Here is a 24,839-nt window from a genome sequence, read left to right as displayed (position 1 = left end):
GGGCCCATACTTATTAGATCAATCATGAAACACGTAGCCCGCAAGCGCTTCGGCCAGAACTTCCTGACCGACGACCACGTCCTCCACAACATCATCGACGGCATCGGTCCGCGCCGCGGCGATACCATGGTCGAGATCGGCCCGGGCCTGGCCGCGATGACCTCGCTGCTGCTCAAGGAACTGGACCACATGCACGTGGTCGAGCTGGACCGCGACCTGGTCGCGCGCCTGGAAAAAGCGTATCCGCGCGAGCGCCTGACCATCCACTCGGGCGATGCCTTGAAATTCGACTTCGGCAGCATTCCCGTCCCGGAAGGCAAGAAGCTGCGCGTGGTCGGCAACCTGCCGTACAACATCTCGAGCCCGCTGCTGTTCCACCTGGCGGACTTCGCCCACCTGGTCGAGGACCAGCACTTCATGCTGCAGAAGGAAGTGGTGGAGCGCATGGTGGCCGAGCCGGGCACGAAGGCCTACAGCCGCCTGTCCGTGATGCTGCAGTGGCGCTACGACATGGCGATGCTGTTCGTGGTGCCGCCCACGGCCTTCGATCCGCCGCCGCAGGTCGATTCCGCAATCGTGCGCATGGTACCGACCCGGCGCCAGCTGCCGGCCGACGCCGCCACATTGGAAGCCGTCGTCGCCAAGGCGTTCTCGCAACGCCGCAAGGTGATCCGCAATTGCGTGGCCGGCATGTTCACCGAGCAGCAGCTGGTGGATGCGGGCGTCGATCCGGGCGCGCGTCCGGAGGCGGTGGGGCTGGAGCAGTACGTCGCGCTGGCGAACATCCTGAAACCCGTCTGAGCTACAACCTTCCCTGCCGGTAGCGGCGCGCCTTGTCGAACACGCGCGCGCCGATTTCCCTGCCCAGCGCGTCGGCCTGCCCCGGCACGAGCCCATCGCGCCGCGTCACCCCGAACCGTCGCAACACCTCCGCCGCTGCGCTCGCGCCGGCACCGCCCGCGTCGGCCAGCGCATTGGCCAGCACCAGGTACAGCAGCACGTCCTGGCCGCCGGCAAGGCGGCCGGCGCAGGTCGCCTGCCGCGCCCTGGCCCAGCAGCGTTCCAGCGTGGCGCCGTCCGGCGCGCCCGGCGCGGCAGCGATCCCGCCGGGCAGGGCGGCGAACGGCATCGCCGGGTTCGCATCGAGCATCGCCAGCGCCTGCGCCTGCGCCTTGCCGATACCCGCCGGGCTGAACGGCGGCGCGGCGGCGTCCTGGCCGAGGCCGCATGCGGCCATGCGGATATCGAACAGCGCGGCCTGGAACGGCAGGCGCGCGCCCAGCAGCACCCGCGCCGCATGCTGCATGGCCGCCGCCTGGCTCGCCGCGTCGCGCTCGCCGCGGGGCAGGCGTATCCCGACGCCGTGCACGGTCTGGCGCGCCTCGTCGTCGTAGGCGGCCCAGGCGTTGTACATGCACGTGTGCAGGGCGGCCAGCGTGTGTGCGGCCTGCGCCGCATCCATGCCCGCTGCATGGGCCGCCTCCAGCGCCGCCGTGTTCCATTCCGCCACCGCGGCCGCGACCCCGTCCGCCGGCGCCGGGGCCGCCGCCGGCGCCCCCGCTGCTCCCGCCGCCCCTGTCACCAAGTCATCCTGCCGTCTCATCGCGCCTCCCGCATGCCAAGGGCGAGTATCGCCAGCACGGTCGCGCCCGCCCTTGAGCGTGCTCATGCGTGCGCAAGCCAGGCGCGCACCGCGAACGCGGCCGTTGCGACGCATACTCCGGCTTTTTGCGCTTCCAACCCGCGTTTTTTGCAGTTCGTCGCAGTTCGATGGAAGGAAGGGGGCGGAACGCCTACAGTGACACCATCGAAACACGATTTGAAGCCCAACCAACCACCGAAGGAGAAGCAAAATGAACGTCCTCAAGCACATGGAAGCCATCTTCCTCGCCGCCGCCGTGATCGTCGCCGGCACCAGCTACGCCAACGCCGCCGGTGAAGTGAAACAAGTGCGCTACGACGCCCAGGTGTCGATCGAAGGCCAGCAAATGGCCGTCGTCAAGGTCACCGCGAAACGCCTGAGCGCCGCAGAAAAAGCCGCTATCTGATCCAAGTCAATCGAACCTGAAGGAGAAGCAAAATGAACGTCCTCAAGCACATGGAAGCGATCTTCCTCGCCGCCGCCGTGATCGTCGCCGGCACCAGCTACGCGAATGCCGCCGGCGAAGTGAAGCAGGTCCGCTACGATGCCCAGGTGTCGATCGAAGGCCAGCAGACCGCCGTCGTGAAAGTCGCCGCCAAGCGCCTCACCGCCGCCGAGAAGGCAGCGCTGTAAGCGGCTTCGCAGCCGGGCAGGCAAGAGCAGAAAAGAAGCAGCAGCAAAAGGCAGGTCCGCCGCGCCACCGCTTGAAGCGGGCACGAGCGAATAAAGAAGAACCGATGGTCGTCCTGGTGCACAAGGACCGCCGGCCGCACAGACGGCGAAGCCCCTCTATCGATAGCCGACGGCACGCAAGCGCAGCGTCCCGTCCGCCCAGCCGGGCGATCCGCTACCCCCGGCCAAAAAAATGGACAAAAAAAAGCCCGCGGTGAGGCGGGCTTAAATCCAATTCTTTTTTGAGGAGAGTTGGAGGAGACAGGTGCAATTATGCTGCGCTACAGCATATCAGTCCAATTTTTGTTTGGAATACATGATATGCGCCTGGCTTATGTCTCCTGGACCCATTGCTCAGGTGTTGTTGGTGCACGTGACGACAAAATTGCTGACACCGCCTGCGGCTTCCGTCGACTCGTCGATGGTGCCGGCGCCCGTGCCGTTGGCGCCACCCGTCAGCTTGCAGGTCTGGCCGGTGGGCTGGCTCAGGATGGTCAAGCCGTAGGTGCTGGCGAACGGGATTGTGACCGGCATCAGGAATGTGGTGTCTGCGCCGGTCGGCTTGTTGGCGGTGTCGAGCACGGGCGACACGGGGGCCGTACCACCCGTGCTGCCGTTGGCGATCACGAGGCCGGTACCGGTGAGGCCCTTGACGGCGCCGGACAGCGGATACTGGATGATCGTGCAGGTGTACTGGATATCGATCACTGCCAGCTGGCCCGCCGTGCCCGTCGCGGGGAAGGGGCTGTTCGTGCAACGCTGATGCGCCGGGTTGGGGTTCGGGATGACGTTATAGACGGTGCCGTACTCGATCTCTTGCGGGAATACGAACTTCACTTGAGGAATGCTGCCGTCGGCATTCTTGGCCGGCGGGTCGACCTTGTAGCTCTGGCCGTTGGTAGTGAACACCAGGTTCGGATACACGACGCCGCTGACGGTGACATTGATCGGGAAGGTAGCCTTGCCGCCGCCGCCGCATGATGCCAGCGTGACCGCTGCCGCCAGGGCCAATGCCTTGGGCACGAGGGAAAACTTCATGTGCTTCATCTCCATTCGCATTAAGCGCAGTTGACGACGACCTTGCCGTCCAGGTCGGTCGAACCCATCGTGCCCGAGCCCTTGCCGTTGTCGCCGCCAGTGACGGTGCAGGTCTGGCCGGCCGGCTGGTTCAGGATGGTAACGCCGTAGGGGCCATCTTCGTACACATCGCTCATTTGCACCTTGGACGTGCCTGCCGCTACGTCGCGACGGTCCGTGCCGTTGACGATGGTCAGGCCGCTGGCGGTCAGGCCGTTGACCGTGACTGCGAATTTGTGGGTCTTGATCGTGCAGACCACGCTGATCTGGGCGATGGTGTAATAGTTGGCGCGCGCCGTCGGGTTGATGACATCGCACTTTGCATTGTTCGACGGCAGCGGCTGGACCACTTCGATAGTGAACCTGTCGTCGGTCGATACCCGGTTGGGGAAGGTGAACGAGGTGTACGGCGCGACAACCTTGACCGTGTCGCCGCCGTTCTTCAGCACCAGGCCATCCTTGGTGACGCCGGATACCGAACCTTGCAGGTACAAATCACCGTCCCCGCCGCCGCATGCGGCAAGGCCCAGCGCGCATGCCAGCGTTACGCCGGCACGCAGGATCGAACTCTTCATGTGAATCTCCAGTTTGGACGGACAGGGCGCGCAGCCGGCGCCGGTACCGCTGAGTATAAAATTGCCCGTCATTTTATTCCATTTGCAAGGCGGCGGCCCGGTTTGCCTTTGTATCGCGGTGTAACGATGGGCTTTATGCAACGGCGTCGCGGGAGCGCGCCATTGATTTTCACGGCGCGCCTCGCTATGCTTGGACCGCTTCCTACCATTCCTCCCAGCATGACCCGCACCCGCCCCTGGCCGAAGGCCATCCTGTTCGACCTCGACGATACCCTGTGGCCGATCGCGCCCGCGATCCTGCAGGCCGAGGAATCCGTGTACGCCTGGCTGCGCGAGCATGCGCCGCGCGTCGCCGAGCGCTTCACCATCGAGAGCCTGCGCCAGGCGCGCCTGGACCTGCTGGCGCGCCAGCCGGAATTCCACCTCGACCTGGGCAAGCTGCGCCGCGCCGGCCTGGTGGCCGCGTTCGAGGCGGCCGGCGAGGACGTGGGCGAGGACGCGGCCCGCATCGACGGGGCAATGGCCCGCTACTTCGCGGCGCGCAATGCCGTCGTGCCCTACGACGACGTGCTGCCGGGCCTGGCGCGCCTGCAGGACATGCTGCTGGTCGGCTCCATCTCGAACGGCAATGCCGACCTGCAGGCCATCGGCCTGTCGCACCACTTCAAGGTGTCGGTGGCGGCGCACCAGCTGGGCGTGGCCAAGCCGGATGCGGCGATCTTCCTGGCCGCCTGCCGCAAACTGGGCGTGGCGCCCGAGGATGCCGTCTATGTGGGCGACGACGTCCTGCTCGACGTGCGCGGCGCCCAGCAGGCCGGCCTGCGCGCCGTCTGGATGAACCGCACGGGCTCCACCCGGCACCTGGAACACGACGTGGTGCCGGATGCGATCGTGCGCGATTTCCACGAGCTGATCGACTGGCTCCAGCGCGAGCATGCGCAACGCGAGGAAGAAGAGCAGCGCGAGGAAAATCGCAAGCCCGCACGCGGATGAGGCCCGTCGCGACCGCCGAACAGGCATAATGGCAACCATTACCCTATCCAGATTGAATCACACCGGGCGGTTCCGTCCGCCCACGACACTGCCATGCAACTCGATCACCGTGCACAAACCCTGCTGAAGGCCCTGGTCGAGCGCTATATCGCCGACGGCCAGCCGGTCGGTTCGCGCGCGCTGTCGAAGATTTCCGGGCTCGACCTGTCGCCCGCGACCATCCGCAACATCATGGCCGACCTCGAGGAGATGGGCTACGTCGCCAGCCCCCACACCTCGGCCGGCCGGATCCCGACGCCGCGCGGCTACCGCATCTTCGTCGACACGCTGCTGACGGTCGGCTCGATCGACGAGAACGCGGTGCAGGCCGGCATGCGCCTGCCCGCCCACCAGCCGCAGAAGGTGCTCGCCAACGCGGCCCAGATGCTGTCCTCGCTGTCCCAGTTCGCCGGCGTCGTGCAGAGCCCGCGGCGCGAATCGGCGTTCCAGCAGATCGAATTCCTGCGCCTGTCGGAAAAGCGCATCCTGCTCGTCATCGTCGACCCGCGCGGCGACGTGCAGAACCGCCTGCTGCTGACCGACGTCGATTATTCGCCGGCCCAGCTGACGCAGTCGGCCAACTACCTGAACCAGCATTTCGCCGGCCTGTCCTTCGACGAGGTGCGCGGCCGCCTGACGGGCGAGCTGCGCCAGCTGCGCGACGACATGGGCCGCCTGATGCAGGCCGCGGTGGAGGCGGGCAGCGAGGCGCTGGCCGAGACCGACGACATGGTCATCGCCGGCGAACGCAACCTGCTGTCGGTGTCCGACCTGTCCTCCAACATGAGCTCGCTGCGCCAGCTGTTCGAGATGTTCGAGCAGAAGACGGGCCTGATGCAGCTGCTGGACGTCTCCAGCAAGGCCGGCGGCGTGCAGATCTTCATCGGCGGCGAATCGAAGCTGGTGCCGATGGACGAGATGAGCGTCGTCACCGCCCCCTACGAGGTCAACGGCAAGATCGTCGGCACCCTCGGCGTGATCGGCCCCACCCGCATGGCCTACGAACGCGTGATCCCCATCGTCGACATCACGGCCAAGCTGTTGTCGAACGCGCTCAGCCAGTCCTGAATCACCGCTCGATACGCCGTCGTCCCTGCGCAGGCAGGGACCCAATGTCTGCCGGCGCTGTCGAAACGCGAGCGAGATTGGGCCCCTGCCTGCGCAGGGGCGACGTGTGCAGGCAGCAGGCCGAAAAAAAAGCCGCCCGGTGCATCGGGCGGCTTTTTACCAACGGGGACCGCAGCCTCAGTTATTGCGCCGCGGGCAGTCCGTCTTGACGCAGTTGCCGTAGATGGCCAGCGCGTGCTCGGCGATCTTGAAGCCGCGCTCGGCCGCGATCTTGGTCTGGCGGCTTTCGATCTCTTCGTCGTAGAACTCTTCCACATGGCCGCAATCGAGGCAGACCAGGTGGTCGTGGTGCGAGCCGGCGTTCAGTTCGTAGATCGCCTTGCCCGTCTCGAAGTGGTTGCGGTTCAGCAGGCCGGCCTGTTCGAACTGGGTCAGGACGCGGTAGACGGTGGCCAGGCCCACGTCCATGTTATCGCTCAGCAGGGTCTTGTAGACATCTTCCGCCGTCAGGTGCCGTACCGGACTGTTCTGGAAAATCTCGAGGATTTTCAGGCGCGGCAGCGTCGCTTTGAGGCCGCTGGCCTTCAGGTCGGTTGGGTTGTTGCTCATGTTTTGTTACTCGTATATGGGCGGAGTGCTTTATGATATAGCGTTTTCGGGGCTCCCGCTCATTCGGAAGCTGCGAAAGACGCCGCGCCAGCTGGTCGTTTTTGCAATATATTTGGCTGTACGGATGTACAGCACGTATTTTCTCCCAGCCGGGCGGCGTGCAGCAAGCATCACGGGGTTCTCCATCGATTTTAGGGTCAGTTTATGCGCACCAAGAAAGCCGTTCTCCATCGTTCCCACGCGCGGGCAGCGCTCGTGGCCGGCCTCGCCTGCACGGCGCTGCTGGTCTCGGGCTGCGCATCCTGGCGCAACCAGACCAAGCCGGCAGCCCCGGTGAGCACCGCGCCCGCCGCGGCCGCCGCCGATGCCGACAAGTCCGCGGCAATCGCCAACTCCGGCGCGCAAACCACCACCGTCACCAAGCTGCAGAAATTCCTGTGGGTGTTTTCTCCCTACCGTCCGGACATCCAGCAGGGTAACTTCGTGTCCCAGGAAATGCTGAACCAGCTGAAGGTCGGCCAGACCCGCGACCAGGTCAAGTTCATCCTCGGCACCCCGCTGCTGACCGACGCCTTCCACGCCGACCGCTGGGACTATCCGTTCTACCTGGCGCGCGGCAACGGCGAGCTGACCACCAGCCGCGTCACCGTCTTCTTCAAGGACAACCAGGTCGCCCGCATCGACGGCGGCAACCTGCCGAGCGAACGCGACTACATCAACCGCCTGATCGGCATCTCGAAGTACGAGACCAAGTCCGAGGACGAGTCGCTGTCCGACCTGAAGCGCTCGCGCGAAAAGTCGGCCAAGGGAGAATGAGCATGACTCAGTTGCGTATCGCCGTGGCCGGTGCCAGCGGCCGCATGGGCCGCATGCTGATCGAAGCCATCGCCGCCGCCCCGGACGCCACCCTGGCCGGCGCCCTGGACCGCGAGGGCTCGCCCTTCATCGGTTCCGACGCCGGCGCCTTCTCGGGCCAGCTGACGGGCGTCGTGATCCAGTCCGACCTCGACAAGGGCCTGGCCGGCGCCGACTACCTGATCGACTTCACCCGCCCGGAAGGCACGCTGCGCCACCTGGAATATTGCGCCGCCCACGGCATCAAGGTCATCATCGGCACCACCGGCTTCGACGAGGCCGGCAAGGCGGCGATCCAGGCCGCGGCCGACAAGACCTCGGTCGTGTTCGCCCCGAACATGAGCATCGGCGTGAACGTCACGCTGAAACTGCTCCAGATGGCGGCGCAGAACTTCTCGGAAGGCTACGACATCGAGATCATCGAAGCCCACCACCGCCACAAGGTGGATGCCCCGTCCGGCACCGCGCTGAAGATGGGCGAGGTGATCGCCGACGCGCTGGGCCGCGACCTGAAGGAATGCGCCGTCTATGGCCGCGAAGGCGTGACCGGCGAGCGCGACCCGTCGACGATCGGCTTCGCCACCGTGCGCGGCGGCGACATCGTGGGCGACCACACCGTGCTGTTCGCGGGCACCGGCGAGCGCATCGAGATCAGCCACAAGTCCAGCAGCCGCGTCAGCTACGCCCAGGGCTCGCTGCGCGCCGCGCGCTTCCTGGCCGACAAGCCGACCGGGCTGTACGATATGCAGGACGTGCTCGGCCTGAATGGGCTCGGCCTGAACAAGTAAGACCGCGCTCCCACGACGCCGTCGAACTGGACGGCGCGCCCGTCGCACTGCTGGCATACTGACCATTACCTCACCGTCGCCCCTGCGCAGGCAGGGGCCCAATTTTTACGCGGTCCGCCAGCAAAATTGGGTCCCTGCCTGCGCAGGGACGACGCTGCTCGATTCCAAGGAGACCCCATGGCCACCGTCGAACTGAACGGCGCCGCAATCGTCGACGCCGAAAGCTTCCATGCCGAGAGCGCGCGCGCCTTCGGCTTTCCCGACTCGTATCCGCACACGATGGATTCCTGGGTCGACTGCCTGAGCTACCTGCGCGACGAGGACGGCATGAGCAGCATCCGCCTGGGCCCGGACGAGACCCTGCACATCGTCGTCACCCACTCCGACGCGCTGCGCGAGCGCGCCGAGGACGTGCTGGAGGAAATGGCGTTCTGCATCATCGGCATCAACGAGCGCTACGAGGACTACGGCGAGAAGCCGGCGCTCGAACTCGAATTGCGCTGACGCCGCGTCGCCGCAATGGTGGGCACGTGGTGCCCACCCTACGATGTTTGCCATGCATCCCGGCATATGCGCGCCGTAGGGTGGGCACCACGTGCCCACCGGCCGTTCTACCAGCCCATTTCCTTGCCGGTCAGCCAACGCCGCTGGACGAATGAACCAGTATAATGTTCTGCTCACCCCATCTCAGTCCGCAGAACATCATGCAAGATAAATATAGTCCAGCCGAAGTCGAACAGGCCGCCCAGGCCTACTGGAAGTCGATCGACGCCTACAAGGCCGTCGAAAACGACCCGCGTTTCCCGAAAGGCAAGTATTACGCCTGCTCGATGCTGCCTTACCCGTCGGGCAAGCTGCACATGGGTCACGTGCGCAACTATACGATCAACGACGTGATGTACCGCTACCTGCGGATGAACGGCTACAACGTCCTGATGCCGATGGGCTGGGACGCGTTCGGCATGCCCGCGGAAAACGCGGCGATGGCCAACAACGTGCCGCCCGCCGAGTGGACCTATTCGAACATCGCCCACATGCGCGGCCAGATGGAGTCGATGGGCCTGGCCATCGACTGGTCGCGCGAGATGACCGCCTGCAAGCCGGACTACTACAAGTGGAACCAGTGGATGTTCCTCAAGATGCTGGAAAAGGGGATCATCTACCAGAAGACCGGTACCGTGAACTGGGACCCGGTCGACCAGACCGTGCTCGCCAACGAACAGGTCGTCGACGGACGCGGCTGGCGCTCGGGCGCACTGGTCGAGAAGCGCGAGATCCCGATGTACTACGTGCGCATCACGGACTATGCGGACGAGCTGCTGGACCACGTCGAAAACAAGCTGCCGGGCTGGCCGGAGCGCGTGCGCATCATGCAGGCCAACTGGATCGGCAAGTCGACCGGCGTGCGCTTCGCCTTCCCGCACGTGATCATGGACGAGCAGGGCGAGCTGATCGACGCTGGCCGCCTGTACGTCTTCACCACCCGCGCCGACACCATCATGGGCGTGACCTTCTGCGCCGTCGCCGCCGAGCACCCGCTGGCCACCCACGCCGCCAAGGACAAGCCGGAACTGCAGGCCTTCATCGCCGAGTGCAAGCAGGGTTCCGTGATCGAAGCCGACATGGCGACGATGGAAAAGAAGGGCATGCCCACGGGCTTGACCGTCATGCACCCGATCACCGGCGAGGAGGTGCCGGTCTGGGTCGGCAACTACGTCCTGATGACCTACGGCGACGGCGCCGTGATGGGCGTGCCGGCGCACGACGAGCGCGACTTCGCGTTCGCGAAAAAATACGGCCTGCCGATCAAGCAGGTGGTGGCGGTCGAGGGCGAGACTTTCTCGCTGGACGGCTGGCAGGAGTGGTACGGCGACAAGACGCGCGGCACGCTGATCGACTCGGGCAAGTACGACGGCCTCGACTACACGTCGGCCGTGAACGCCGTGGCCGGCGACCTGGCCGAGAAGGGCCTGGGCGACAAGAAGGTCACGTTCCGCCTGCGCGACTGGGGCATCTCGCGCCAGCGCTACTGGGGCACGCCGATCCCGATGATCCACTGCGAACAGTGCGGCACCGTGCCGGTTCCCGAGAAGGACCTGCCGGTCGTGCTGCCGGAAGACTGCGTCCCGGACGGCACCGGCAACCCGCTGAAGAAGCACGAGGCCTTCCTGCACGTGGACTGCCCGCAGTGCGGCGCGCCGGCGCGCCGCGAGACCGACACGATGGATACCTTCATCGACTCGTCCTGGTACTACATGCGCTATACCTCGCCGGGCTCGAACGACGCGATGGTCGACCCGGCCCGCAACGATTACTGGATGCCGATGGACCAGTACATCGGCGGCATCGAGCACGCCGTGCTGCACCTGCTGTACGCGCGCTTCTGGACCAAGGTGATGCGCGACTTCGGCCTCGTGAAGTTCGACGAGCCCTTCGTCAACCTGCTCACCCAGGGCATGGTGCTGAACGAGACCTACTACCGCGAAGACGACTCCGGCAAGAAGACCTGGTACAACCCGGCCGACGTCGACCTCGTGTTCGACGACCGCGGCCGTCCGCAAGCGGCGGCCCTGAAGGCGGACGGCGCGCCCGTCGTGATCGGCGGCACCGAGAAGATGTCGAAGTCGAAGAACAACGGCATCGACCCGCAGGCCCAGATCGAGCAGTACGGCGCCGACACGGCGCGCCTGTTCACCATGTTCGCGGCGCCGCCGGAACAGACGCTGGAATGGTCGGAATCGGGCGTGGAAGGCGCGAGCCGCTTCCTGCGCCGCGTCTGGGCCTTCGCCTATGCGCAGCGCGAGCGCATCGCCGCCGCGCTGGGCGGCCAGCAGCAGGGTACCCTGGACGACGCCCAGAAGACGCTGCGCCGCGAAGTGCACAAGGTGCTGCAGCAGGCCGACTACGACTTCAAGCGCATCCAGTACAACACGGTGGTCTCGGCCTGCATGAAGATGCTCAACACGCTGGAGTCGGCCAAGCTGGCCGAAGGCGCCGCGAGCGACGCCGTCATCGCCGAAGGCCTGTCGATCTTCCTGCGCATGCTGAACCCGGTGGCGCCGCACATCACCCACGCGCTGTGGCAGGAGCTGGGCTATGCCAAGGTCTATGGCGACATCCTGGACGTGAGCTGGCCGGAAGTCGACCCGGCCGCGCTGGAACAGTCCGAGATCGAGCTGATGATCCAGGTGAACGGCAAGCTGCGCGGTTCCGTCAAGGTGCCGAAGGAGGCCGACAAGGCCGCCATCGAAGCGGCCGCGCTGGCCTCGGAGGCCGTGCAGAAGTTCGTCGAAGGCACGCCGAAGAAGGTCATCGTCGTCCCCGGCAAACTCGTCAACATCGTGGTGTAAGCCATGCGCGCCCTGAACAAGCAAGTCATGGTGCGCGTGGCGGCGGCGGCGCTGGTTGCAGCGTCGCTGTCCGCCTGCGGCTTCCAGCTGCGCGGCTCGAACGGCAGCTACACGATCCCGTACCACAGCATCTACATCGGCTTCCCGGACAATTCGCAGCTGGGCACGGAGCTCAAGCGCAACCTGCGCGCGACCGACCAGGTGGTCATCGCCGACAAGCCGGAAAACGCCGAGGCGCAGTTCATCGTGCTGGGCGAGACCCGCAACAAGTCGATCCTGTCGCTGAACAGCCTGGGCCGCGCGCGCGAATACCTGCTCACCTATACGCTGTCGTACACGGTGCGCGATCCGAAGGGCGTCGAGCTGATCCCGGCCACCGAGATCTCCCTGCGCCGCAACATGGCGTTCGACGAGACCCAGGTGCTGGCCAAGGAAGCCGAGGAAGCGCTGCTGTATCGCGACATGCAGGCCGACCTGGTGCAGCAGATCATCCGCCGCCTGGCCGCCGCCAAGAACGCCGGATAAACCTTGAAAAACCTGCTGCGCGTTGCATTTTCGGGCTGCGATGCTCGCTGTACTTTCGTACAGCTGCGCTTCTCCCCCAAAACTGCTGCCGCTCGCTACGGTTTTTCAAGGTTTAAGACTAAAGGATAAGGATCATGCAGTTGCGGTTGGAGGCGCTCGACGGGCACCTCGCCAAGGGGCTCGCGCCCCTGTACGTGATCACCAGCGACGAACACCTGCTGGCGCTCGAGGCTGCGGACAAGATCCGCGGCAAGGCGCGCGCGCAGGGCTTTTCCGAGCGCGACGTGCTCACGGTCGAGCGCAGCTTCAAGTGGGGCGAGCTGCTCGCCGCCAACCAGGAAATGTCCCTGTTCGGCGACAAGAAGCTGATCGAGCTGCGCATCCCCGGCGGCAAGCCGGGCAAGGACGGCAGCGCGGCCCTGCAGAGCTATGCCAAGGACCTGAATCCCGACAACCTGACGATGATCACGCTGCCCAAGCTGGACTGGCAGACGGCGAAATCGTCGTGGGTGGCGGCGCTGCAGCAAGCCGCCGTGTACGTCGAGATTCCCAACGTCGAGCGCGCCCAGCTGCCGGGCTGGATCGGCATGCGCCTGGCCGCGCAACACCAGAGCGCGGACCGCCAGAGCCTGGACTTCATCGCCGACCGCGTGGAAGGCAACCTGCTGGCGGCGCACCAGGAAATCCAGAAGCTGGGCCTGTTGTACGAGCCGGGCAAGCTGTCCTACGAGCAGGTTATGGACGCCGTGCTCAACGTGGCGCGCTACGACGTGTTCAAGCTGTCCGAAGCGATGCTGGCCGGCGATCCGGCGCGCCTCGTGCGCATGCTGGAGGGTTTGAAGGGCGAGGGCGAGGCACTGCCGCTGGTGCTGTGGGCCGTGTCCGAGGAAATCCGCACGCTGCTGAAACTGAAGGCCGGCATGGCACAGGGCCGCCCGCTGGGCGCGCTGCTCAAGGATTACCGCATCTGGGGCCCGCGCGAGCGCATGATGGAACCGGCGCTGCGCCGGATCGCGTTGCCGACGCTGGAAGCGGCGCTGCAGCAGGCGGCCCAGGTCGACAAGATGGTCAAGGGCCTGCGCGCGAAGCAGTTCGCGGGCGACGCGTGGGATGCGATGCTGCAGCTGGCGCTGCGCGTGGCGTCGTAATAAGCGTGGCACAACGCGGTGGGCACCACATGGCCACCATGCGTACATTGAACGGACGAGGCACGATGGACATTACCGACTACATGCACCACACCGGCCGCCAGGCGCGCGCCGCCTCGCGCGCGATGGCGCGCGCCGACGGCGCCACCCGCAACAAGGCGCTGCTCCTGATCGCCGACGCGATCGAACGCGATGCGGCCCTGCTGCGCGCCGCCAACGAGCGCGACCTCGAGGCCGCCCGCGCGGGCGGCCTGGCGCCGGCGCTGCTGGACCGCCTGGCATTGTCCGACAAGGCGATCGCCACCATGGTCGACGGCCTGCGCCAGATCGTCGCGCTGCCGGACCCGATCGGCGAGATCTCCGGCATGAAGTTCCGCCCGAGCGGCATCCAGGTCGGGCAGATGCGCGTGCCGCTGGGCGTGATCGGCATCATCTACGAAGCCCGTCCCAACGTGACGGTCGATGCGGCCGGCCTGTGCATCAAGAGCGGCAATGCCGCGATCCTGCGCGGCGGTTCGGAAGCGATCCACTGCAACCGCGCGCTGGCGCTGCTGGTAGCCGAGGGCCTGGCCGGCGCCGGCCTGCCGGAACACGGCGTGCAGGTGGTGGACACGACCGACCGCGCCGCCGTCGGCGCCCTCATCACGATGCCGGAATACGTCGACGTGATCGTGCCGCGCGGCGGCAAGGGCCTGATCGCGCGCCTCATGCAGGAGGCGACGGTGCCGATGATCAAGCACCTGGACGGCATCTGCCACGTCTACATCGACGACAAGGCCGACATCGAGAAGGCGCTGCCGATCGCCCTGAACGCCAAGACCCACCGCTACGGCACCTGCAACACGATGGAGACGCTGCTGGTGGCGCGCGAGATCGCCCCCAGCGTGCTGCCGCGCCTGGCCGTGCTGTATGCGGACAAGCAGGTCGAGCTGCGCGCGGACACGGAAGCGCAGGCGATCCTGCAGGACTATCCCTACCTGGCCGCGGCCACCGACGAGGACTGGCGCACCGAATACCTGGCGCCGATCCTGGCCGTGAAGCTCGTCGCCGACATGGACGAGGCGATCGACCACATCAACACGTATTCGTCGAAGCACACGGACGCCATCGTCACGGAAGACTACACGGCCGCCATGCGCTTCCTGCGCGAGGTCGACTCGGCCTCGGTGATGGTGAACGCCTCGACGCGCTTCGCCGACGGCTTCGAATACGGCCTGGGCGCCGAGATCGGCATCTCGAACGACAAGCTGCATGCGCGCGGGCCGGTGGGGCTGGAAGGACTGACGTCCCTGAAATACGTGGTGTTCGGCCACGGAGAAGTAAGAAGCTAAACAACCAACACGTCGCCCCTGCGCAGGCAGGGGCCTAATTTTTTCGCATCCACGCAGAGAAAATTGGGTCCCGGCCTTCGCAGGGACGACGGTTAACCTACAGGACTCTGCATGTACCTCTGGATCAAAGCCTTCCACATCGTCTTCATCGCCTCCTGGTTCGCCGGCCTGTTCTACCTGCCGCGCATCTTCGTGAACCTGGCCGAGGAAAGCAACCCGGCCGCCACCGAACGCCTGCTGGGCATGGCGCGCCGCCTGTACCGTTTCACGACGATGCTGGCCGTGCCCGCGCTGCTGCTGGGCCTGTGGCTGATGATGATGGGCATGAAGGGCGGCTGGCTGCACGCCAAGCTGGCGCTGGTGGTGCTGGTGATCGGCTACCATCATGCCTGCGGATCGCTGCTGAAGAAATTCGAGCGCGGCGCGAACACGCGCAGCTCGAAGTGGTTCCGCGTGTTCAACGAGGTGCCGGTCTTGCTGCTGGTCGCCATCGTGATTCTCGTAACGGTCAAACCGTTCTGATTTTCTGGGGTCAGAGCCTGGTTTACTCGCTTGGGCTCTGACCCCGACTGACCATGAAAACCATTCATTATTATTTCGCGCCGCAGTCGCCCTATGCCTATTTCGGGCATGCGCGCCTGTTGAAGCTGGCGGCGCAATACGGCGCGATGGTAGAGCCGAAGCCGTTCGACCTGGCCGCCATCTTCAGCGAATCGGGCGGCCTGCCCATCGCCAAGCGGGCGCCGCAGCGCCAGGCCTACCGGCTGGCGGAACTGCAGCGCTGGGCCGATTTCCTGGGCCTGTCCCTGAACCTGCATCCGAAGTTCTTCCCCGTCGACCAGACCGCGGCTTCGCTGCTGCTCGTCGCCGCGCGTGCGCAACATGGGGCGGACCGGGCGCTGGAACTGGCCGGCGCGATGCTGCGCGCCGTGTGGGCCGAAGAGCGCGACATCGCCGACCCGGCCACGCTGCAGGCGCTGGCGGACGATTGCGGCTGCGACGGCGCCGCGCTGCTGGCGGCGTCGCGTAGCGTCGAGACGCGGCGTCAATACGACGGCTTCAACCAGGAAGCGCTGGACGCCGGCATCTTCGGTTCACCGTGGTATATCGTGGACGGACAGGGCTTCTGGGGGCAGGATCGCCTCGACTTTGTGGAACGTTTGCTTCAAACTTGATGGTTCACCGAATTTGAACGTCGCGGCCGGGCTGACCCGGCCGTTTTGCATTAAGCAGTCGGGGGCGGAGCACACCGTATGAACCGTGCGCCGACCCCGCGGTAACAACAACGGATAAAGGGTACCCCTGATGACTTCCTACTTCTGCCCCTGCCCGCGCGGCATGGAACAGGCGCTGGCCGACGAGCTGGCCGAGATCGCCCACACCACCGGCAGCACCACGCTGAAGGTGCACAACCAGGTGCCGGGCGGCGTGCACTGCTCGGGCGCGATGTTCGACGCCTACCGCATCAACCTGCATTCGCGCATCGCCTCGCGCGTGCTGATGCGCATCGCCAATCGTACCTACGCCAACGAGAACGACATCTACGACCTGGTGCTCGAGCAGCCTTGGGAAAACTGGTTCACGCTGGACGAGACCATCCGCGTCGACATCACGGCGATCAAGTCGCCGCTCACGAGCCTGGAATTCACGACGCTCAAGATCAAGGACGCCGTGTGCGACCGCTTCCGCGACCGGTTCGGCAAGCGTCCCTCGGTCGACACGCGCGAGCCGGACATGCGCATCTTCGGCTTCCTCGACCAGCGCAATTTCACGATCTACCTCGACACGTCCGGCGAAGCGCTGTTCAAGCGCGGCTGGCGCGAAGAGACGGGCGACGCGCCGCTGCGCGAGAACCTGGCGGCCGGCATCCTGCGCGTGGCGGGATGGAAGCCGGGCGTGCCCCTGTTCGACCCGATGTGCGGCTCCGGCACGATCCTGATCGAGGCGGCCCAGATGGTGCAGGGCATCCCGCCGGGCGCGCGCCGCCGCTTCGCCTTCGAGAAGTTCCGCAACTTCGACGCCAAGGCCTGGCAGGAGATCAAGTCGGCTGTCAAGCCGAACCCGCTGCCCGCCGAGCCGACGATCTTCGGTTCCGACATCTCCGGCGATATGGTCGCGATGACGCGCCATAACCTGCGCGCGGCCGGCATCCTGTTCGAGGTACCCTTGAAGCAGATCGAGGCCCAGCAGGTGCAGGCGCCCACCAGCACCCCGGGCCTGCTGGTGACGAACCCGCCGTACGGCGAGCGCATCGGCGTGCGCGGCGATTCCACCATCCCGCAGGACGAGATGGCGGTGGGCTTCTACCAGCAGCTCAGCAGCACGCTCAAGCAACGCTTCGCCGGCTGGACCGTGTACCTGTTCACCGCCGACCTGGGCGTGCCCAAGATGCTGCGCCTGAAGGAATCGCGCAAGACCCCGTTCTTCAACGGCGCCCTCGAATGCCGCCTGTTCCGCTTCGACATGGTCGCCGGCTTCAACCGCCGCGACGGCGCGAAACCGGACGGCGCCAAACCCGACCAGGCCACCCCCCGATAACAACCATGCTGCCCCCCGAACCCTCGAACCTGCCGAAAGACCCCGTCACCCCGGTCCCGCTGCCGACCCCGCACAAGGTCACGATGCTGTCGGCCGGCGGCCTGGCCTCGCTGCTGGCCGCGCTGTCGATGCTGGGACCGTTCTCCGTCGACGCCTACCTGCCGGCCTTCCCGCGCATCCAGGAAACGCTGCATGCGACCCCGGTCGAAGTGCAGCAGACGCTCACCGCCTACATGCTGGCCTTCGCCATCATGTCGCTGTGGCACGGCGCGCTGGCCGACGCCTTCGGCCGCCGCAACGTCGTGCTGGTCGGCCTGATCGTGTTCGCCGTCGGCACGCTCGGCTGCGCCGCCTCGCACTCGGTGCACTACCTGTGGATCTTCCGCATCCTGCAGGGCGTCTCGGCGGGGGCCGGGGTGGTGGTGGGGCGGGCGATCATCCGCGACCTGTATTCGGATGCGCCGGCGGCAAGGCTGCTGTCGATGGTGACGATGATCTTCTCGATCGCCCCGGCCGTGGCGCCGGTGCTGGGCGGCTGGATCGTCACGCTGCTGGACTGGCGCGCGATCTTCCTGGCGCTGATGCTGTTCAGCGCCGCCCTGTGGTGGATCTGCTGGCAGCACCTGCCCGAGACCATGCCGCGCGAAAAACGCCAGCCGTTCAACCCGCGCTTCCTGGCCGAGAGCTACTGGACGATCTTCAGCTCCTTCATGTTCCAGATGAAGTCCGGCATCGTGGCGCTGAACTTCGGCGGCATGTTCCTGTTCATCGCCGCCTCGCCCGTGCTGCTGCCCGTGCACCTGCACCTGGGACCATCAGAATTCGCCTGGCTGTTCATCCCGGCCGTGGCCGGCATCTTCCTGGGCGCGCTGGCGGCCAACCGCCTCGCCGGGAAGATGCACTACGCGCGCCAGATCGGCATCGGCTACGCCTTCATGCTGGGTGCCGTCGCGTTCAGCGTGACGTATCACGCCTTCCTGCCGCCGGCGCTGCCCTGGACCGTGCTGCCGATGTTCTTCTACAACTTCGGCAGTTCCGTCATCAACCCCAGCGCGACGCTGCTGGCGCTCGACCTGTTCCCGCACATCCGCGGCACGGTTGCGTCCTGCCAGTCGTTCATGACCACGCTGATGGGCGCGATCGTGGCGGGCCTGGTGGTGCCGGCGCTCGACCATTCGGTGCTGGCGATGGCGCTGGGACAGGCAGGGTTTGCCATCGCCTCGCTGGCGCTGTGGGGCATGTCGCGCCGCTATACGCGCCTGAAGGCCTTGCACTGATGGGTTTGTTGATATTGCTCAAAAGCATTTTTGTGTGATTTCAACAAATCCTGGTCGAGTATCTGCTCTAAAAAGCGGCAAATCCTCGGGAAAGTATTGTTCCCGATCAGAAATGTATATATGCTAAGATAAGTTTTTTACGCGTGGAACAGGGTGCCAAACACCGCTCTGTTCCGGCGAGCACATGAAGACACAATGTGGTAGCGCTCCCAGAGGGAAGGCCGCCATCAACCAAGAAAACTAGTGGCGGCCGTGCTTGAAACTCACCATCAACCTGACCAGGACATCCGACATCGTCTGCTGATCGCCCGCTTGCCGGCGATGCCGCAGATCCTCATCAAGCTGCTCGCCCACCTGCAGGCGGATGACCTCGGAATGCCGGAATTGGCCGCGCTGGTTGCCCAGGATGCCGGCATGACCGGCAAGATCCTCACCGTCGCCAACAGCTCGGCCTACCACCGCAACGCGCGCCAGGTCAGCCTCGAGCAATCGATGGTGGCGCTGGGCACCGACATGATCAAGACACTGGTCATCAGCGATTCGGTGTTCCAGACGTTCAACAGCTTCCCGAATTCCGGCGCCACCGACCTGCGCCTGTTCTGGAAGCATTCGCTGACCGCCGCCGTGCTGGCGCGCGAGCTGGCGCGCCGCCTCGGCTACGGCCAGCTCGAAGAAGCCTATCTGGCCGGCCTGCTGCACAACGTCGGACGCCTGGCCCTGCTGGCGGCGGCGCCCCGGGAATACGCGTTCAACTTCGGCGCGCGCGACGACGACAATCTGTGCGCCGTCGAGCAGCGCACGCTGCAGATCACCCATACGGAGGCGGGCGCCTGGCTGGTCGAGCGCTGGCAGCTGGATTCCTTCCTGGCCGATTCCGTGTTGTACCACCACGAGCCGAGCGTGCGCCTGGAAGCGGCCCACCCCCTGATCCGCATCGTGCGCGTGGCCCACGTGCTGGCCATCCACGGCGACGATGCGGCGCTGGTCGAGGACGCGCGCACGCTGTGCGGCCTGGGCCCCGACGAGCCGCGCGAACTGCTGCTGCAGGCCGCGCGCCAGGTCGAGCGCACCGCGATCCAGCTGGGCATCGACCTGGCCGGCGCCGACCAGGTGCCCGTGCCGCCGGCCCAGGCGCCGCTGCCGCCCGTCGATCCGGTGCAGCAGCGCCTGTCCGAGGAAGTGCGCAACCTGGTGCTGGTGTCGGAAGTCGGCCAGGTGTTCGCGCGCCAGCGCGGCAGCGGCGGCGAGCCGGGGCTGCTGGAATCGATGACGCGTTCGGCGCGCATCCTGTTCGACTTCGACAGCGCCGTCGTGCTGCTCGAGAATCCGGGCGGCCAGGCGCTGGTCGGCACGCCGGGCGCCGTCCCGCAGCGCGTCGCCGAATTCGCGATCCCGCTCGCGCGCGGCGGCGCGCTGGCGCAGTCGGCGCTGGAACGGCGCCTGGGCTTCGTGCGCCGCGACGGCGCCGGCGGCCGCCCGCTCTCGCTGCCGGAGGAGCAGTTGCTGCGCCTGCTCGGCGCCGAGGCGCTGGTGTGCGTGCCGCTGGTTGCCGGCGCGCGCTGCCTGGGCGTGCTGGTCGGCGGCGTCAAGGACTGGCAGCTGCCGGCCTGCCAGAAGCGCGAGCGCTTCCTGCAGTCGTTCGCGACCCAGGCCGCGACGGCGCTGGAGACGGCGCTGGCCGAGCGCGCCCAAGCGCACCGCCAGCTCGCCAGCGTGGCCGAGGAATACCGCGAGGCCTCGCGCCGCGTCGTGCACGAGGTGAACAACCCGCTGTCGATCATCAAGAACTACCTGTCGGTCCTGGACAGCAAGCTGGAACGCCAGGAACCGGTGGGCGGCGAACTGTCGATCCTGAACGAGGAAATCGACCGCGTCAGCCAGCTGGTCGGCAGCCTGGCCGAGATCCAGCCGGACATGGATGCGATGCGCGACGGCGGCCGTGGCGATGGCCGGGCCGCCGCCATGACGGCGGACGTGGCGCGCGTCGTCGACGACGTGCTGCGCCTGTTCCGGACCACCAACTTCATCCCGGACAACGTCGAGATCACGGTCGACCTGGATGGCGAAGGACGCATCGAGGGCGACCCGGACGTCCTCAAGCAGATCCTGGTCAACCTGGTCAAGAACGCGATCGAGGCGCTGGCCGCCGGGGGCGGGCGGATCGGCATCGCCAGCCGCGGCCACGTCGCGCGCGAGCGCCGGCTGTACCTGGAGCTGGTGGTGTCCGACACCGGCCCGGGCCTGTCGCGCGAGGTCCTGGCCAACCTGTTCTCGGCCGTGAAGAGCGCCAAGGACGGCCCGCACCACGGCCTGGGCCTGTCGATCGTGCACGGCCTGGTCAAGAAGCTGGGCGGCCATATCGATTGTCGCAGCGGTTCCACCGGAACCAGTTTTGAAATCTTGCTGCCGGCGCACGCCGGCGCGGGCGTCCCGGCCCCTTCGCCGGTGCGCGCGCTCGGATCCGTATAAGGTAACAATGAACCCGTTCTCCGCCAGCGTCCCGCCCAACTCCCCGCGCGACGCGAATGCACCGGCCCTCGCCACGGCCGGCACCGAGTACCAGCCCAGACTCCTGCTGGTCGACGACGAGCCCCGCCTGCTGTCCTCGCTCTACGAACTGCTGCAGGGACGCGGCTTCCAACTGACGACCGCCTCCACCGGCACCGAGGCCATCGCCCACCTGTCCCGGCTGCAGTTCGACCTGGTCCTGCTCGACCTGCGCCTGCCCGACATCGGCGGCCACGAGATCATGGACTTCATCAACGAGCGCGGCGTCGGCGCCGACGTCATCGTGATGAGCGGCGAAGTCGGCATCGACGCCGCGATCGGCGCCCTCAAGCGCGGCGCCTACGACTACCTGCGCAAGCCCTACAGCCGCGAGGAACTGCTCAAGACCGTGGGCAACGCGCTCAAGCAGCGGCGCCTGCAGGAAGCGAATACGCGCATCGCCAACCAGCTGGAAAACTCGGAGAAGATGTACCGCTACCTGGTGGACTCGTCGCCGGACATCATCTATACGCTGAACCACGAGGGCAAGTTCACCTTCATCAACGACCGCGCCTACCAGCTGCTCGGCTACAAGCGCGACGAACTGATCGGCCAGCATTACTCGATCCTCGTGCACGACGAGGACCTGGAGCGCGCGCGCTACGTGTTCAACGAGCGCCGCGTCGACGAACGCGCCTCGCGCAACGTCGAGCTGCGGCTGAAGTGCCATGCCGGCAGCAGCCAGGAACGCACCTTCAACAACACCCTGATGACGATCTCGCTGAACGCGATCGGCATGCACGTGCCCGACCAGGAGGTCAAGAAGCTGGAATTCTTCGGCACCTATGGCGTGGCGCGCGACATCACGGACCGCAAGCGCGCCGAGGAAGTCATCTCCTACCAGGCCTATCACGACATCCTGACCGACCTGCCGAACCGCATCCTGTTCAAGGACCGCCTGGGCCTGGCCGTCATCCAGGCCAAGCGCAAGCAGACCGAACTCGCCGTGATGTTCATCGACCTGGACCGCTTCAAGCTGGTCAACGACACGCTCGGCCACGTCAAGGGCGACGAGCTGCTGCAGCAGGTGGCGGCGCGCCTGAAGGAATGCCTGCGCAAGGGCGACACGCTGGCGCGCCAGGGCGGCGACGAGTTCACCATCGTGCTGCCCGAGCTGCACGACCGCGACGACGCGCGCGCCGTGGCCGACAAGTTCCTCGAATGCCTGCACCTGCCGTTCGACCTGGACGGCCACGAAGTCCACATCTCGGCCTCGATCGGCATCGCCATCTACCCGAGCCACGGCGAATCGATCGACGAGCTGCTGCGCCATGCCGACATCGCCATGTACCAGGTCAAGGGACAGGGCAAGAACGGCCACGCGTTCTACGACCCGTCGATGCAGGAAGTGTCGCACCAGAAGATCGCGCTCGAGCAGAGCCTGCGCCGCGCGCTCGAGAACGGCGAACTGGAGATGTACTACCAGCCGCAGATCGATGCGATCGGCGGGCGGATCGTCGGCGCCGAGGCGCTGATGCGCTGGAACCACCCGACCCGCGGCGTCGTGTCGCCGGGCGAGTTCCTGCCGTTCGCGGAAGAGAACGGCCTGATGATCCCGATCTCGGACTGGATGATCGGCGCGCTGTGCCGCGACATGCTGCAGTGGCGGGACATCGGCGGCGGCGCCGTGCGGCTGTCGCTGAACCTGTCGCCGCAATACCTGGACCGCGGCGACTTCTTCGAGAAGATGCGCGGCGCGCTGGTGCGCCACGGGATCGCGCCCAGCCAGATCGAGGTCGAGATCACCGAGAACATCTGCATCCGCAACCCGCAGCACGCGATCGAGCAGCTCAACAAGCTGGGCCAGCTGGGCGTGTCGGTGGCGATCGACGACTTCGGCACCGGTTACTCGTCGCTGGCCTACCTGCACCGCTTCCCGGTCCATACCGTCAAGATCGACCAGTCCTTCGTCAAGGAGATCCACGACGAGTACGGACACTATCCGGTGATCCTGGCGATCATCTCGATCGCGCGCGGACTGGGCCTGGGCCTGATCGCCGAGGGCGTGGAGACCGAGGCGCAGGCGCGCTACCTGCGCGCCAACGGCTGCCTGACCATGCAGGGCTACCTGTACCACCGCCCGATGCCGCTGGGCCGCTTCATCGACGTGCTGCGCGAGCAGGGCGCGACGGCCGCCGCGGCGCTGGCCTTCCACGCCTGAGGCCAGCGCGCGCGCCATGTCCGTCGCCGACGCTTCCGTCTCCGCCGACAGCCGCCACACGGCCGAATTCCTGCGCGTGAAGGCGCTGGCCGAGCGCGGCGTCGCCAGCGCCCAGCACAGCCTGGGCTTCATGTACGCGCACGGCCAGGGCGTGGCGCAGAGCGACGAGCTGGCCGTCGCCTGGTACCGCATGGCGGCCAGCAGCGGACTGGAACAGGCGCAGTACAACCTGGGCGTGATGTACCAGAAGGGCCAGGGCGTGCCGCAGGACCTGGCGCAGGCCGTGTACTGGTACCGCCAGGCGGCCGAGCAGGGCTATGCCCAGGCCCAGTACAACCTGGGCTGGCTCCATGCGAAGGGCCAGGGCGTGCAGGCCGACGTGCGCCAGGCGCTGCATTGGTTCGGCCGCGCCGCCGAGCAGGGCGACCCCGGCGCCCAGCACAACCTGGCCATGATGTACGAAGGCGGCAAGGGCGTGGCCCAGAACGTGGCCCAGGCCGTCGCCTGGTACCGCAAGGCGGCCGAGCAGGGCTATGCGCGCGCCCAGTTCAACCTGGCGCTGCGCTACGACAGCGGCCAGGGTGTCGAACGCGACGCGGCTCAGGCCATCGGATGGCTGCGCAAGGCCGCCGAGCAGGGCTATGCGCCGGCCCAGTTCAACCTCGGCCTGCGCTACGACAAGGGCCTGGACCTGCCTCAGGACAGCGAGAAGGCGATCCTGTGGTATGGCCGCGCGGGCGAGCAGGGCCACGCGAGCTCGCAGTTCAACCTGGCGCTCGTGTACGACGGCGGCCACGGCACGGTGCGCGACCCCGCGCTGGCGCTGGCGTGGTTCCGCCGCGCCGCCGCGCAGGGCCACCCGGGCGCCCAGGACAACCTCGGCCTCGCCTACGAACACGGCCAGGGCGTCGAGCAGGATCCCGCGCAGGCCGCGCACTGGTACCGCCAGGCGGCCGAGCAGGGCTTCGCCGGCGCCCAGTACCACCTCGCCCAGCTGCTCGACGCCGGCCATGGCGGCGCCCAGGACCCGGCCCGGCGCGCCGCCGAGGCGCTCGACTGGTACCGCCGCGCCGCTGCGCAGGGCCACCTGCGCGCCCAGTTCGACCTGGCGCTGCGCTACGAGCATGGCAGCGCCGGCAATGCGCGCGACGACGCCGAGGCGCTGTACTGGTACCGCAAGGCGGCCGACCAGGACTACGCGCCGGCCCAGTACGCGCTGGGCATGCTGCTGGACCGCGACGACGGCGGCGCCGTCGACCCGCGCCAGGCCACGGGCTGGTACCGCAAGGCGGCCGACCAGGGCCATGCGCTGGCCCAGTTCGCGCTCGGCCTGCGCCACGACAGCGGCAACGGCGCCGACCACGACGTCGAGGCCGCGCATTTCTGGTACCTGTGCGCGGCGCGCCAGGGCCACGCGCGGGCCCAGTTCAACCTCGGGGTGATGTACGCGGCCGGGCAGGGCGTGCAGGCCGACCCAGTCGAAGCGTATGCCTGGCTGCACCGCGCCGCGGCAAGCGGCGTGGCGGGCGCGGCCAGCTACCTGCAGCGCATCGCCGCGCGCATGGAACCGGCGCTGCTGGCGCAGGCGAATGCCTACGTGGGGGCGGCGGACTGCTGAGCGTCACTCACGCTTCGGTGGGCACA

23 protein-coding genes are annotated in these 24,839 nt (G+C 66.8%); 19 read left to right on the top strand and 4 right to left on the bottom strand.

Annotated features, from left to right (window positions below):
* Positions 1 to 24 precede the first annotated feature (24 nt).
* Positions 25 to 801: a 16S rRNA (adenine(1518)-N(6)/adenine(1519)-N(6))-dimethyltransferase RsmA gene (gene rsmA / locus ACI1V7_RS22270; RefSeq protein WP_404534043.1), complete on the top strand. Its 777-nt coding sequence runs from the start codon at positions 25 to 27 to the stop codon at positions 799 to 801.
* 1 nt (position 802) lies between these two features.
* Here rsmA and ACI1V7_RS22265 read toward each other — a convergent pair whose 3' ends face one another.
* Positions 803 to 1,603 carry a DUF6851 domain-containing protein gene (locus ACI1V7_RS22265; protein ID WP_404534042.1) on the bottom strand — a complete coding sequence of 267 codons (801 nt, stop codon included), beginning with the start codon at positions 1,601 to 1,603 and terminating at the stop codon, positions 803 to 805.
* A gap of 250 nt (positions 1,604 to 1,853) precedes the next feature.
* Here ACI1V7_RS22265 and ACI1V7_RS22260 point away from each other — a divergent pair, with 250 nt between their 5' ends.
* Together ACI1V7_RS22260 and ACI1V7_RS22255 are read left to right on the top strand one after the other, a co-directional pair.
* Entirely contained in the window at positions 1,854 to 2,048 is a 195-nt protein-coding gene (locus ACI1V7_RS22260; protein WP_404534041.1) for a hypothetical protein, read from the top strand.
* 32 nt (positions 2,049 to 2,080) lie between these two features.
* On the top strand, positions 2,081 to 2,275 hold the full coding sequence (locus tag ACI1V7_RS22255; RefSeq protein ID WP_404534039.1) for a hypothetical protein: 195 nt from the start codon (positions 2,081 to 2,083) through the stop codon (positions 2,273 to 2,275).
* 393 nt (positions 2,276 to 2,668) lie between these two features.
* On the opposite strand, the gene ACI1V7_RS22250 is transcribed toward ACI1V7_RS22255, so the two are convergent.
* Positions 2,669 to 3,352 (bottom strand): hypothetical protein, encoded by a 684-nt coding sequence (locus ACI1V7_RS22250; RefSeq protein ID WP_404534038.1) that lies wholly within the window; start codon positions 3,350 to 3,352, stop codon positions 2,669 to 2,671.
* Between the two features lie 20 nt (positions 3,353 to 3,372).
* The gene (locus tag ACI1V7_RS22245) at positions 3,373 to 3,966 is read right to left on the bottom strand and encodes a hypothetical protein (protein ID WP_404534037.1); all 594 of its coding nucleotides are present in this window, start codon (positions 3,964 to 3,966) and stop codon (positions 3,373 to 3,375) included.
* A gap of 219 nt (positions 3,967 to 4,185) precedes the next feature.
* On the opposite strand from ACI1V7_RS22245, the gene ACI1V7_RS22240 reads away from it, so the two are divergent.
* Together ACI1V7_RS22240 and hrcA are read left to right on the top strand one after the other, a co-directional pair.
* Positions 4,186 to 4,959 carry an HAD family hydrolase gene (locus tag ACI1V7_RS22240; protein ID WP_404534036.1) on the top strand — a complete coding sequence of 258 codons (774 nt, stop codon included), beginning with the start codon at positions 4,186 to 4,188 and terminating at the stop codon, positions 4,957 to 4,959.
* A 93-nt stretch (positions 4,960 to 5,052) separates the two neighbouring features.
* On the top strand, positions 5,053 to 6,066 hold the full coding sequence (gene hrcA, locus ACI1V7_RS22235) for a heat-inducible transcriptional repressor HrcA (protein WP_404534035.1): 1,014 nt from the start codon (positions 5,053 to 5,055) through the stop codon (positions 6,064 to 6,066).
* Between the two features lie 177 nt (positions 6,067 to 6,243).
* Here the strand turns inward: hrcA and fur are convergent, their stop codons facing one another.
* Positions 6,244 to 6,675, bottom strand: coding sequence for a ferric iron uptake transcriptional regulator (fur, locus tag ACI1V7_RS22230; RefSeq protein WP_314541854.1), 432 nt, complete (start codon positions 6,673 to 6,675; stop codon positions 6,244 to 6,246).
* Between the two features lie 204 nt (positions 6,676 to 6,879).
* Between fur and ACI1V7_RS22225 the strand changes: the two genes are divergently transcribed.
* The 14 genes from ACI1V7_RS22225 to ACI1V7_RS22160 all read left to right on the top strand — a co-directional run bounded on the left by ACI1V7_RS22225 (position 6,880) and on the right by ACI1V7_RS22160 (position 24,813).
* Positions 6,880 to 7,491 (top strand): outer membrane protein assembly factor BamE, encoded by a 612-nt coding sequence (locus tag ACI1V7_RS22225; protein ID WP_314541852.1) that lies wholly within the window; start codon positions 6,880 to 6,882, stop codon positions 7,489 to 7,491.
* 2 nt (positions 7,492 to 7,493) lie between these two features.
* Entirely contained in the window at positions 7,494 to 8,318 is an 825-nt protein-coding gene (gene dapB / locus ACI1V7_RS22220; protein WP_404534034.1) for a 4-hydroxy-tetrahydrodipicolinate reductase, read from the top strand.
* 177 nt (positions 8,319 to 8,495) lie between these two features.
* The gene (locus tag ACI1V7_RS22215) at positions 8,496 to 8,822 is read left to right on the top strand and encodes a barstar family protein (RefSeq protein ID WP_314541849.1); all 327 of its coding nucleotides are present in this window, start codon (positions 8,496 to 8,498) and stop codon (positions 8,820 to 8,822) included.
* Positions 8,823 to 9,022: 200 nt separating this feature from the next.
* Entirely contained in the window at positions 9,023 to 11,668 is a 2,646-nt protein-coding gene (gene leuS / locus ACI1V7_RS22210; RefSeq protein ID WP_404534033.1) for a leucine--tRNA ligase, read from the top strand.
* Positions 11,669 to 11,671: 3 nt separating this feature from the next.
* A complete protein-coding gene (locus ACI1V7_RS22205; protein ID WP_404534032.1) occupies positions 11,672 to 12,193 on the top strand; it encodes an LPS-assembly lipoprotein LptE in 522 nt (173 codons plus the stop codon).
* 134 nt (positions 12,194 to 12,327) lie between these two features.
* Positions 12,328 to 13,341: a DNA polymerase III subunit delta gene (gene holA, locus ACI1V7_RS22200; RefSeq protein WP_404534030.1), complete on the top strand. Its 1,014-nt coding sequence runs from the start codon at positions 12,328 to 12,330 to the stop codon at positions 13,339 to 13,341.
* 65 nt (positions 13,342 to 13,406) lie between these two features.
* Positions 13,407 to 14,672, top strand: a complete 1,266-nt coding sequence (locus ACI1V7_RS22195) for a glutamate-5-semialdehyde dehydrogenase (RefSeq protein WP_404534029.1) — start codon at positions 13,407 to 13,409, stop codon at positions 14,670 to 14,672.
* A 111-nt stretch (positions 14,673 to 14,783) separates the two neighbouring features.
* Positions 14,784 to 15,194, top strand: a complete 411-nt coding sequence (locus tag ACI1V7_RS22190) for a CopD family protein (RefSeq protein ID WP_404534028.1) — start codon at positions 14,784 to 14,786, stop codon at positions 15,192 to 15,194.
* Positions 15,195 to 15,247: 53 nt separating this feature from the next.
* Positions 15,248 to 15,847, top strand: a complete 600-nt coding sequence (locus tag ACI1V7_RS22185) for a 2-hydroxychromene-2-carboxylate isomerase (RefSeq protein WP_404534027.1) — start codon at positions 15,248 to 15,250, stop codon at positions 15,845 to 15,847.
* A gap of 130 nt (positions 15,848 to 15,977) precedes the next feature.
* Positions 15,978 to 17,210: a THUMP domain-containing class I SAM-dependent RNA methyltransferase gene (locus ACI1V7_RS22180; protein WP_404534025.1), complete on the top strand. Its 1,233-nt coding sequence runs from the start codon at positions 15,978 to 15,980 to the stop codon at positions 17,208 to 17,210.
* Positions 17,211 to 17,215: 5 nt separating this feature from the next.
* Positions 17,216 to 18,487 carry a multidrug effflux MFS transporter gene (locus ACI1V7_RS22175; protein ID WP_404534024.1) on the top strand — a complete coding sequence of 424 codons (1,272 nt, stop codon included), beginning with the start codon at positions 17,216 to 17,218 and terminating at the stop codon, positions 18,485 to 18,487.
* 321 nt (positions 18,488 to 18,808) lie between these two features.
* Positions 18,809 to 20,956 carry an HDOD domain-containing protein gene (locus ACI1V7_RS22170; protein WP_404534022.1) on the top strand — a complete coding sequence of 716 codons (2,148 nt, stop codon included), beginning with the start codon at positions 18,809 to 18,811 and terminating at the stop codon, positions 20,954 to 20,956.
* Between the two features lie 7 nt (positions 20,957 to 20,963).
* A complete protein-coding gene (locus ACI1V7_RS22165; RefSeq protein WP_404534021.1) occupies positions 20,964 to 23,195 on the top strand; it encodes a putative bifunctional diguanylate cyclase/phosphodiesterase in 2,232 nt (743 codons plus the stop codon).
* 16 nt (positions 23,196 to 23,211) lie between these two features.
* Positions 23,212 to 24,813, top strand: coding sequence for a tetratricopeptide repeat protein (locus ACI1V7_RS22160; RefSeq protein WP_404534020.1), 1,602 nt, complete (start codon positions 23,212 to 23,214; stop codon positions 24,811 to 24,813).
* Positions 24,814 to 24,839: the final 26 nt, after the last annotated feature.

It is taken from the genome of Massilia paldalensis, from assembly GCF_044901715.1.
GTDB lineage: Bacteria > Pseudomonadota > Gammaproteobacteria > Burkholderiales > Burkholderiaceae_D > Telluria > Telluria paldalensis.
Note: the sequence above shows the minus strand (reverse complement) of the source record. Positions and strands in the feature narration are given on the sequence as shown.

Excerpts from the sequence above, each read along its gene's own strand:
- rsmA (WP_404534043.1), top strand. The coding sequence starts at position 25 with ATGAAACACGTAGCCCGCAAGCGCTTCGGCCAGAACTTCCTGACCGAC.
- ACI1V7_RS22265 (WP_404534042.1), bottom strand. The coding sequence starts at position 1,603 with ATGAGACGGCAGGATGACTTGGTGACAGGGGCGGCGGGAGCAGCGGGG.
- ACI1V7_RS22260 (WP_404534041.1), top strand. The coding sequence starts at position 1,854 with ATGAACGTCCTCAAGCACATGGAAGCCATCTTCCTCGCCGCCGCCGTG.
- ACI1V7_RS22255 (WP_404534039.1), top strand. The coding sequence starts at position 2,081 with ATGAACGTCCTCAAGCACATGGAAGCGATCTTCCTCGCCGCCGCCGTG.
- ACI1V7_RS22250 (WP_404534038.1), bottom strand. The coding sequence starts at position 3,352 with ATGAAGTTTTCCCTCGTGCCCAAGGCATTGGCCCTGGCGGCAGCGGTC.
- ACI1V7_RS22245 (WP_404534037.1), bottom strand. The coding sequence starts at position 3,966 with ATGAAGAGTTCGATCCTGCGTGCCGGCGTAACGCTGGCATGCGCGCTG.
- ACI1V7_RS22240 (WP_404534036.1), top strand. The coding sequence starts at position 4,186 with ATGACCCGCACCCGCCCCTGGCCGAAGGCCATCCTGTTCGACCTCGAC.
- hrcA (WP_404534035.1), top strand. The coding sequence starts at position 5,053 with ATGCAACTCGATCACCGTGCACAAACCCTGCTGAAGGCCCTGGTCGAG.
- fur (WP_314541854.1), bottom strand. The coding sequence starts at position 6,675 with ATGAGCAACAACCCAACCGACCTGAAGGCCAGCGGCCTCAAAGCGACG.
- ACI1V7_RS22225 (WP_314541852.1), top strand. The coding sequence starts at position 6,880 with ATGCGCACCAAGAAAGCCGTTCTCCATCGTTCCCACGCGCGGGCAGCG.
- dapB (WP_404534034.1), top strand. The coding sequence starts at position 7,494 with ATGACTCAGTTGCGTATCGCCGTGGCCGGTGCCAGCGGCCGCATGGGC.
- ACI1V7_RS22215 (WP_314541849.1), top strand. The coding sequence starts at position 8,496 with ATGGCCACCGTCGAACTGAACGGCGCCGCAATCGTCGACGCCGAAAGC.
- leuS (WP_404534033.1), top strand. The coding sequence starts at position 9,023 with ATGCAAGATAAATATAGTCCAGCCGAAGTCGAACAGGCCGCCCAGGCC.
- ACI1V7_RS22205 (WP_404534032.1), top strand. The coding sequence starts at position 11,672 with ATGCGCGCCCTGAACAAGCAAGTCATGGTGCGCGTGGCGGCGGCGGCG.
- holA (WP_404534030.1), top strand. The coding sequence starts at position 12,328 with ATGCAGTTGCGGTTGGAGGCGCTCGACGGGCACCTCGCCAAGGGGCTC.
- ACI1V7_RS22195 (WP_404534029.1), top strand. The coding sequence starts at position 13,407 with ATGGACATTACCGACTACATGCACCACACCGGCCGCCAGGCGCGCGCC.
- ACI1V7_RS22190 (WP_404534028.1), top strand. The coding sequence starts at position 14,784 with ATGTACCTCTGGATCAAAGCCTTCCACATCGTCTTCATCGCCTCCTGG.
- ACI1V7_RS22185 (WP_404534027.1), top strand. The coding sequence starts at position 15,248 with ATGAAAACCATTCATTATTATTTCGCGCCGCAGTCGCCCTATGCCTAT.
- ACI1V7_RS22180 (WP_404534025.1), top strand. The coding sequence starts at position 15,978 with ATGACTTCCTACTTCTGCCCCTGCCCGCGCGGCATGGAACAGGCGCTG.
- ACI1V7_RS22175 (WP_404534024.1), top strand. The coding sequence starts at position 17,216 with ATGCTGCCCCCCGAACCCTCGAACCTGCCGAAAGACCCCGTCACCCCG.
- ACI1V7_RS22170 (WP_404534022.1), top strand. The coding sequence starts at position 18,809 with ATGCCGCAGATCCTCATCAAGCTGCTCGCCCACCTGCAGGCGGATGAC.
- ACI1V7_RS22165 (WP_404534021.1), top strand. The coding sequence starts at position 20,964 with ATGAACCCGTTCTCCGCCAGCGTCCCGCCCAACTCCCCGCGCGACGCG.
- ACI1V7_RS22160 (WP_404534020.1), top strand. The coding sequence starts at position 23,212 with ATGTCCGTCGCCGACGCTTCCGTCTCCGCCGACAGCCGCCACACGGCC.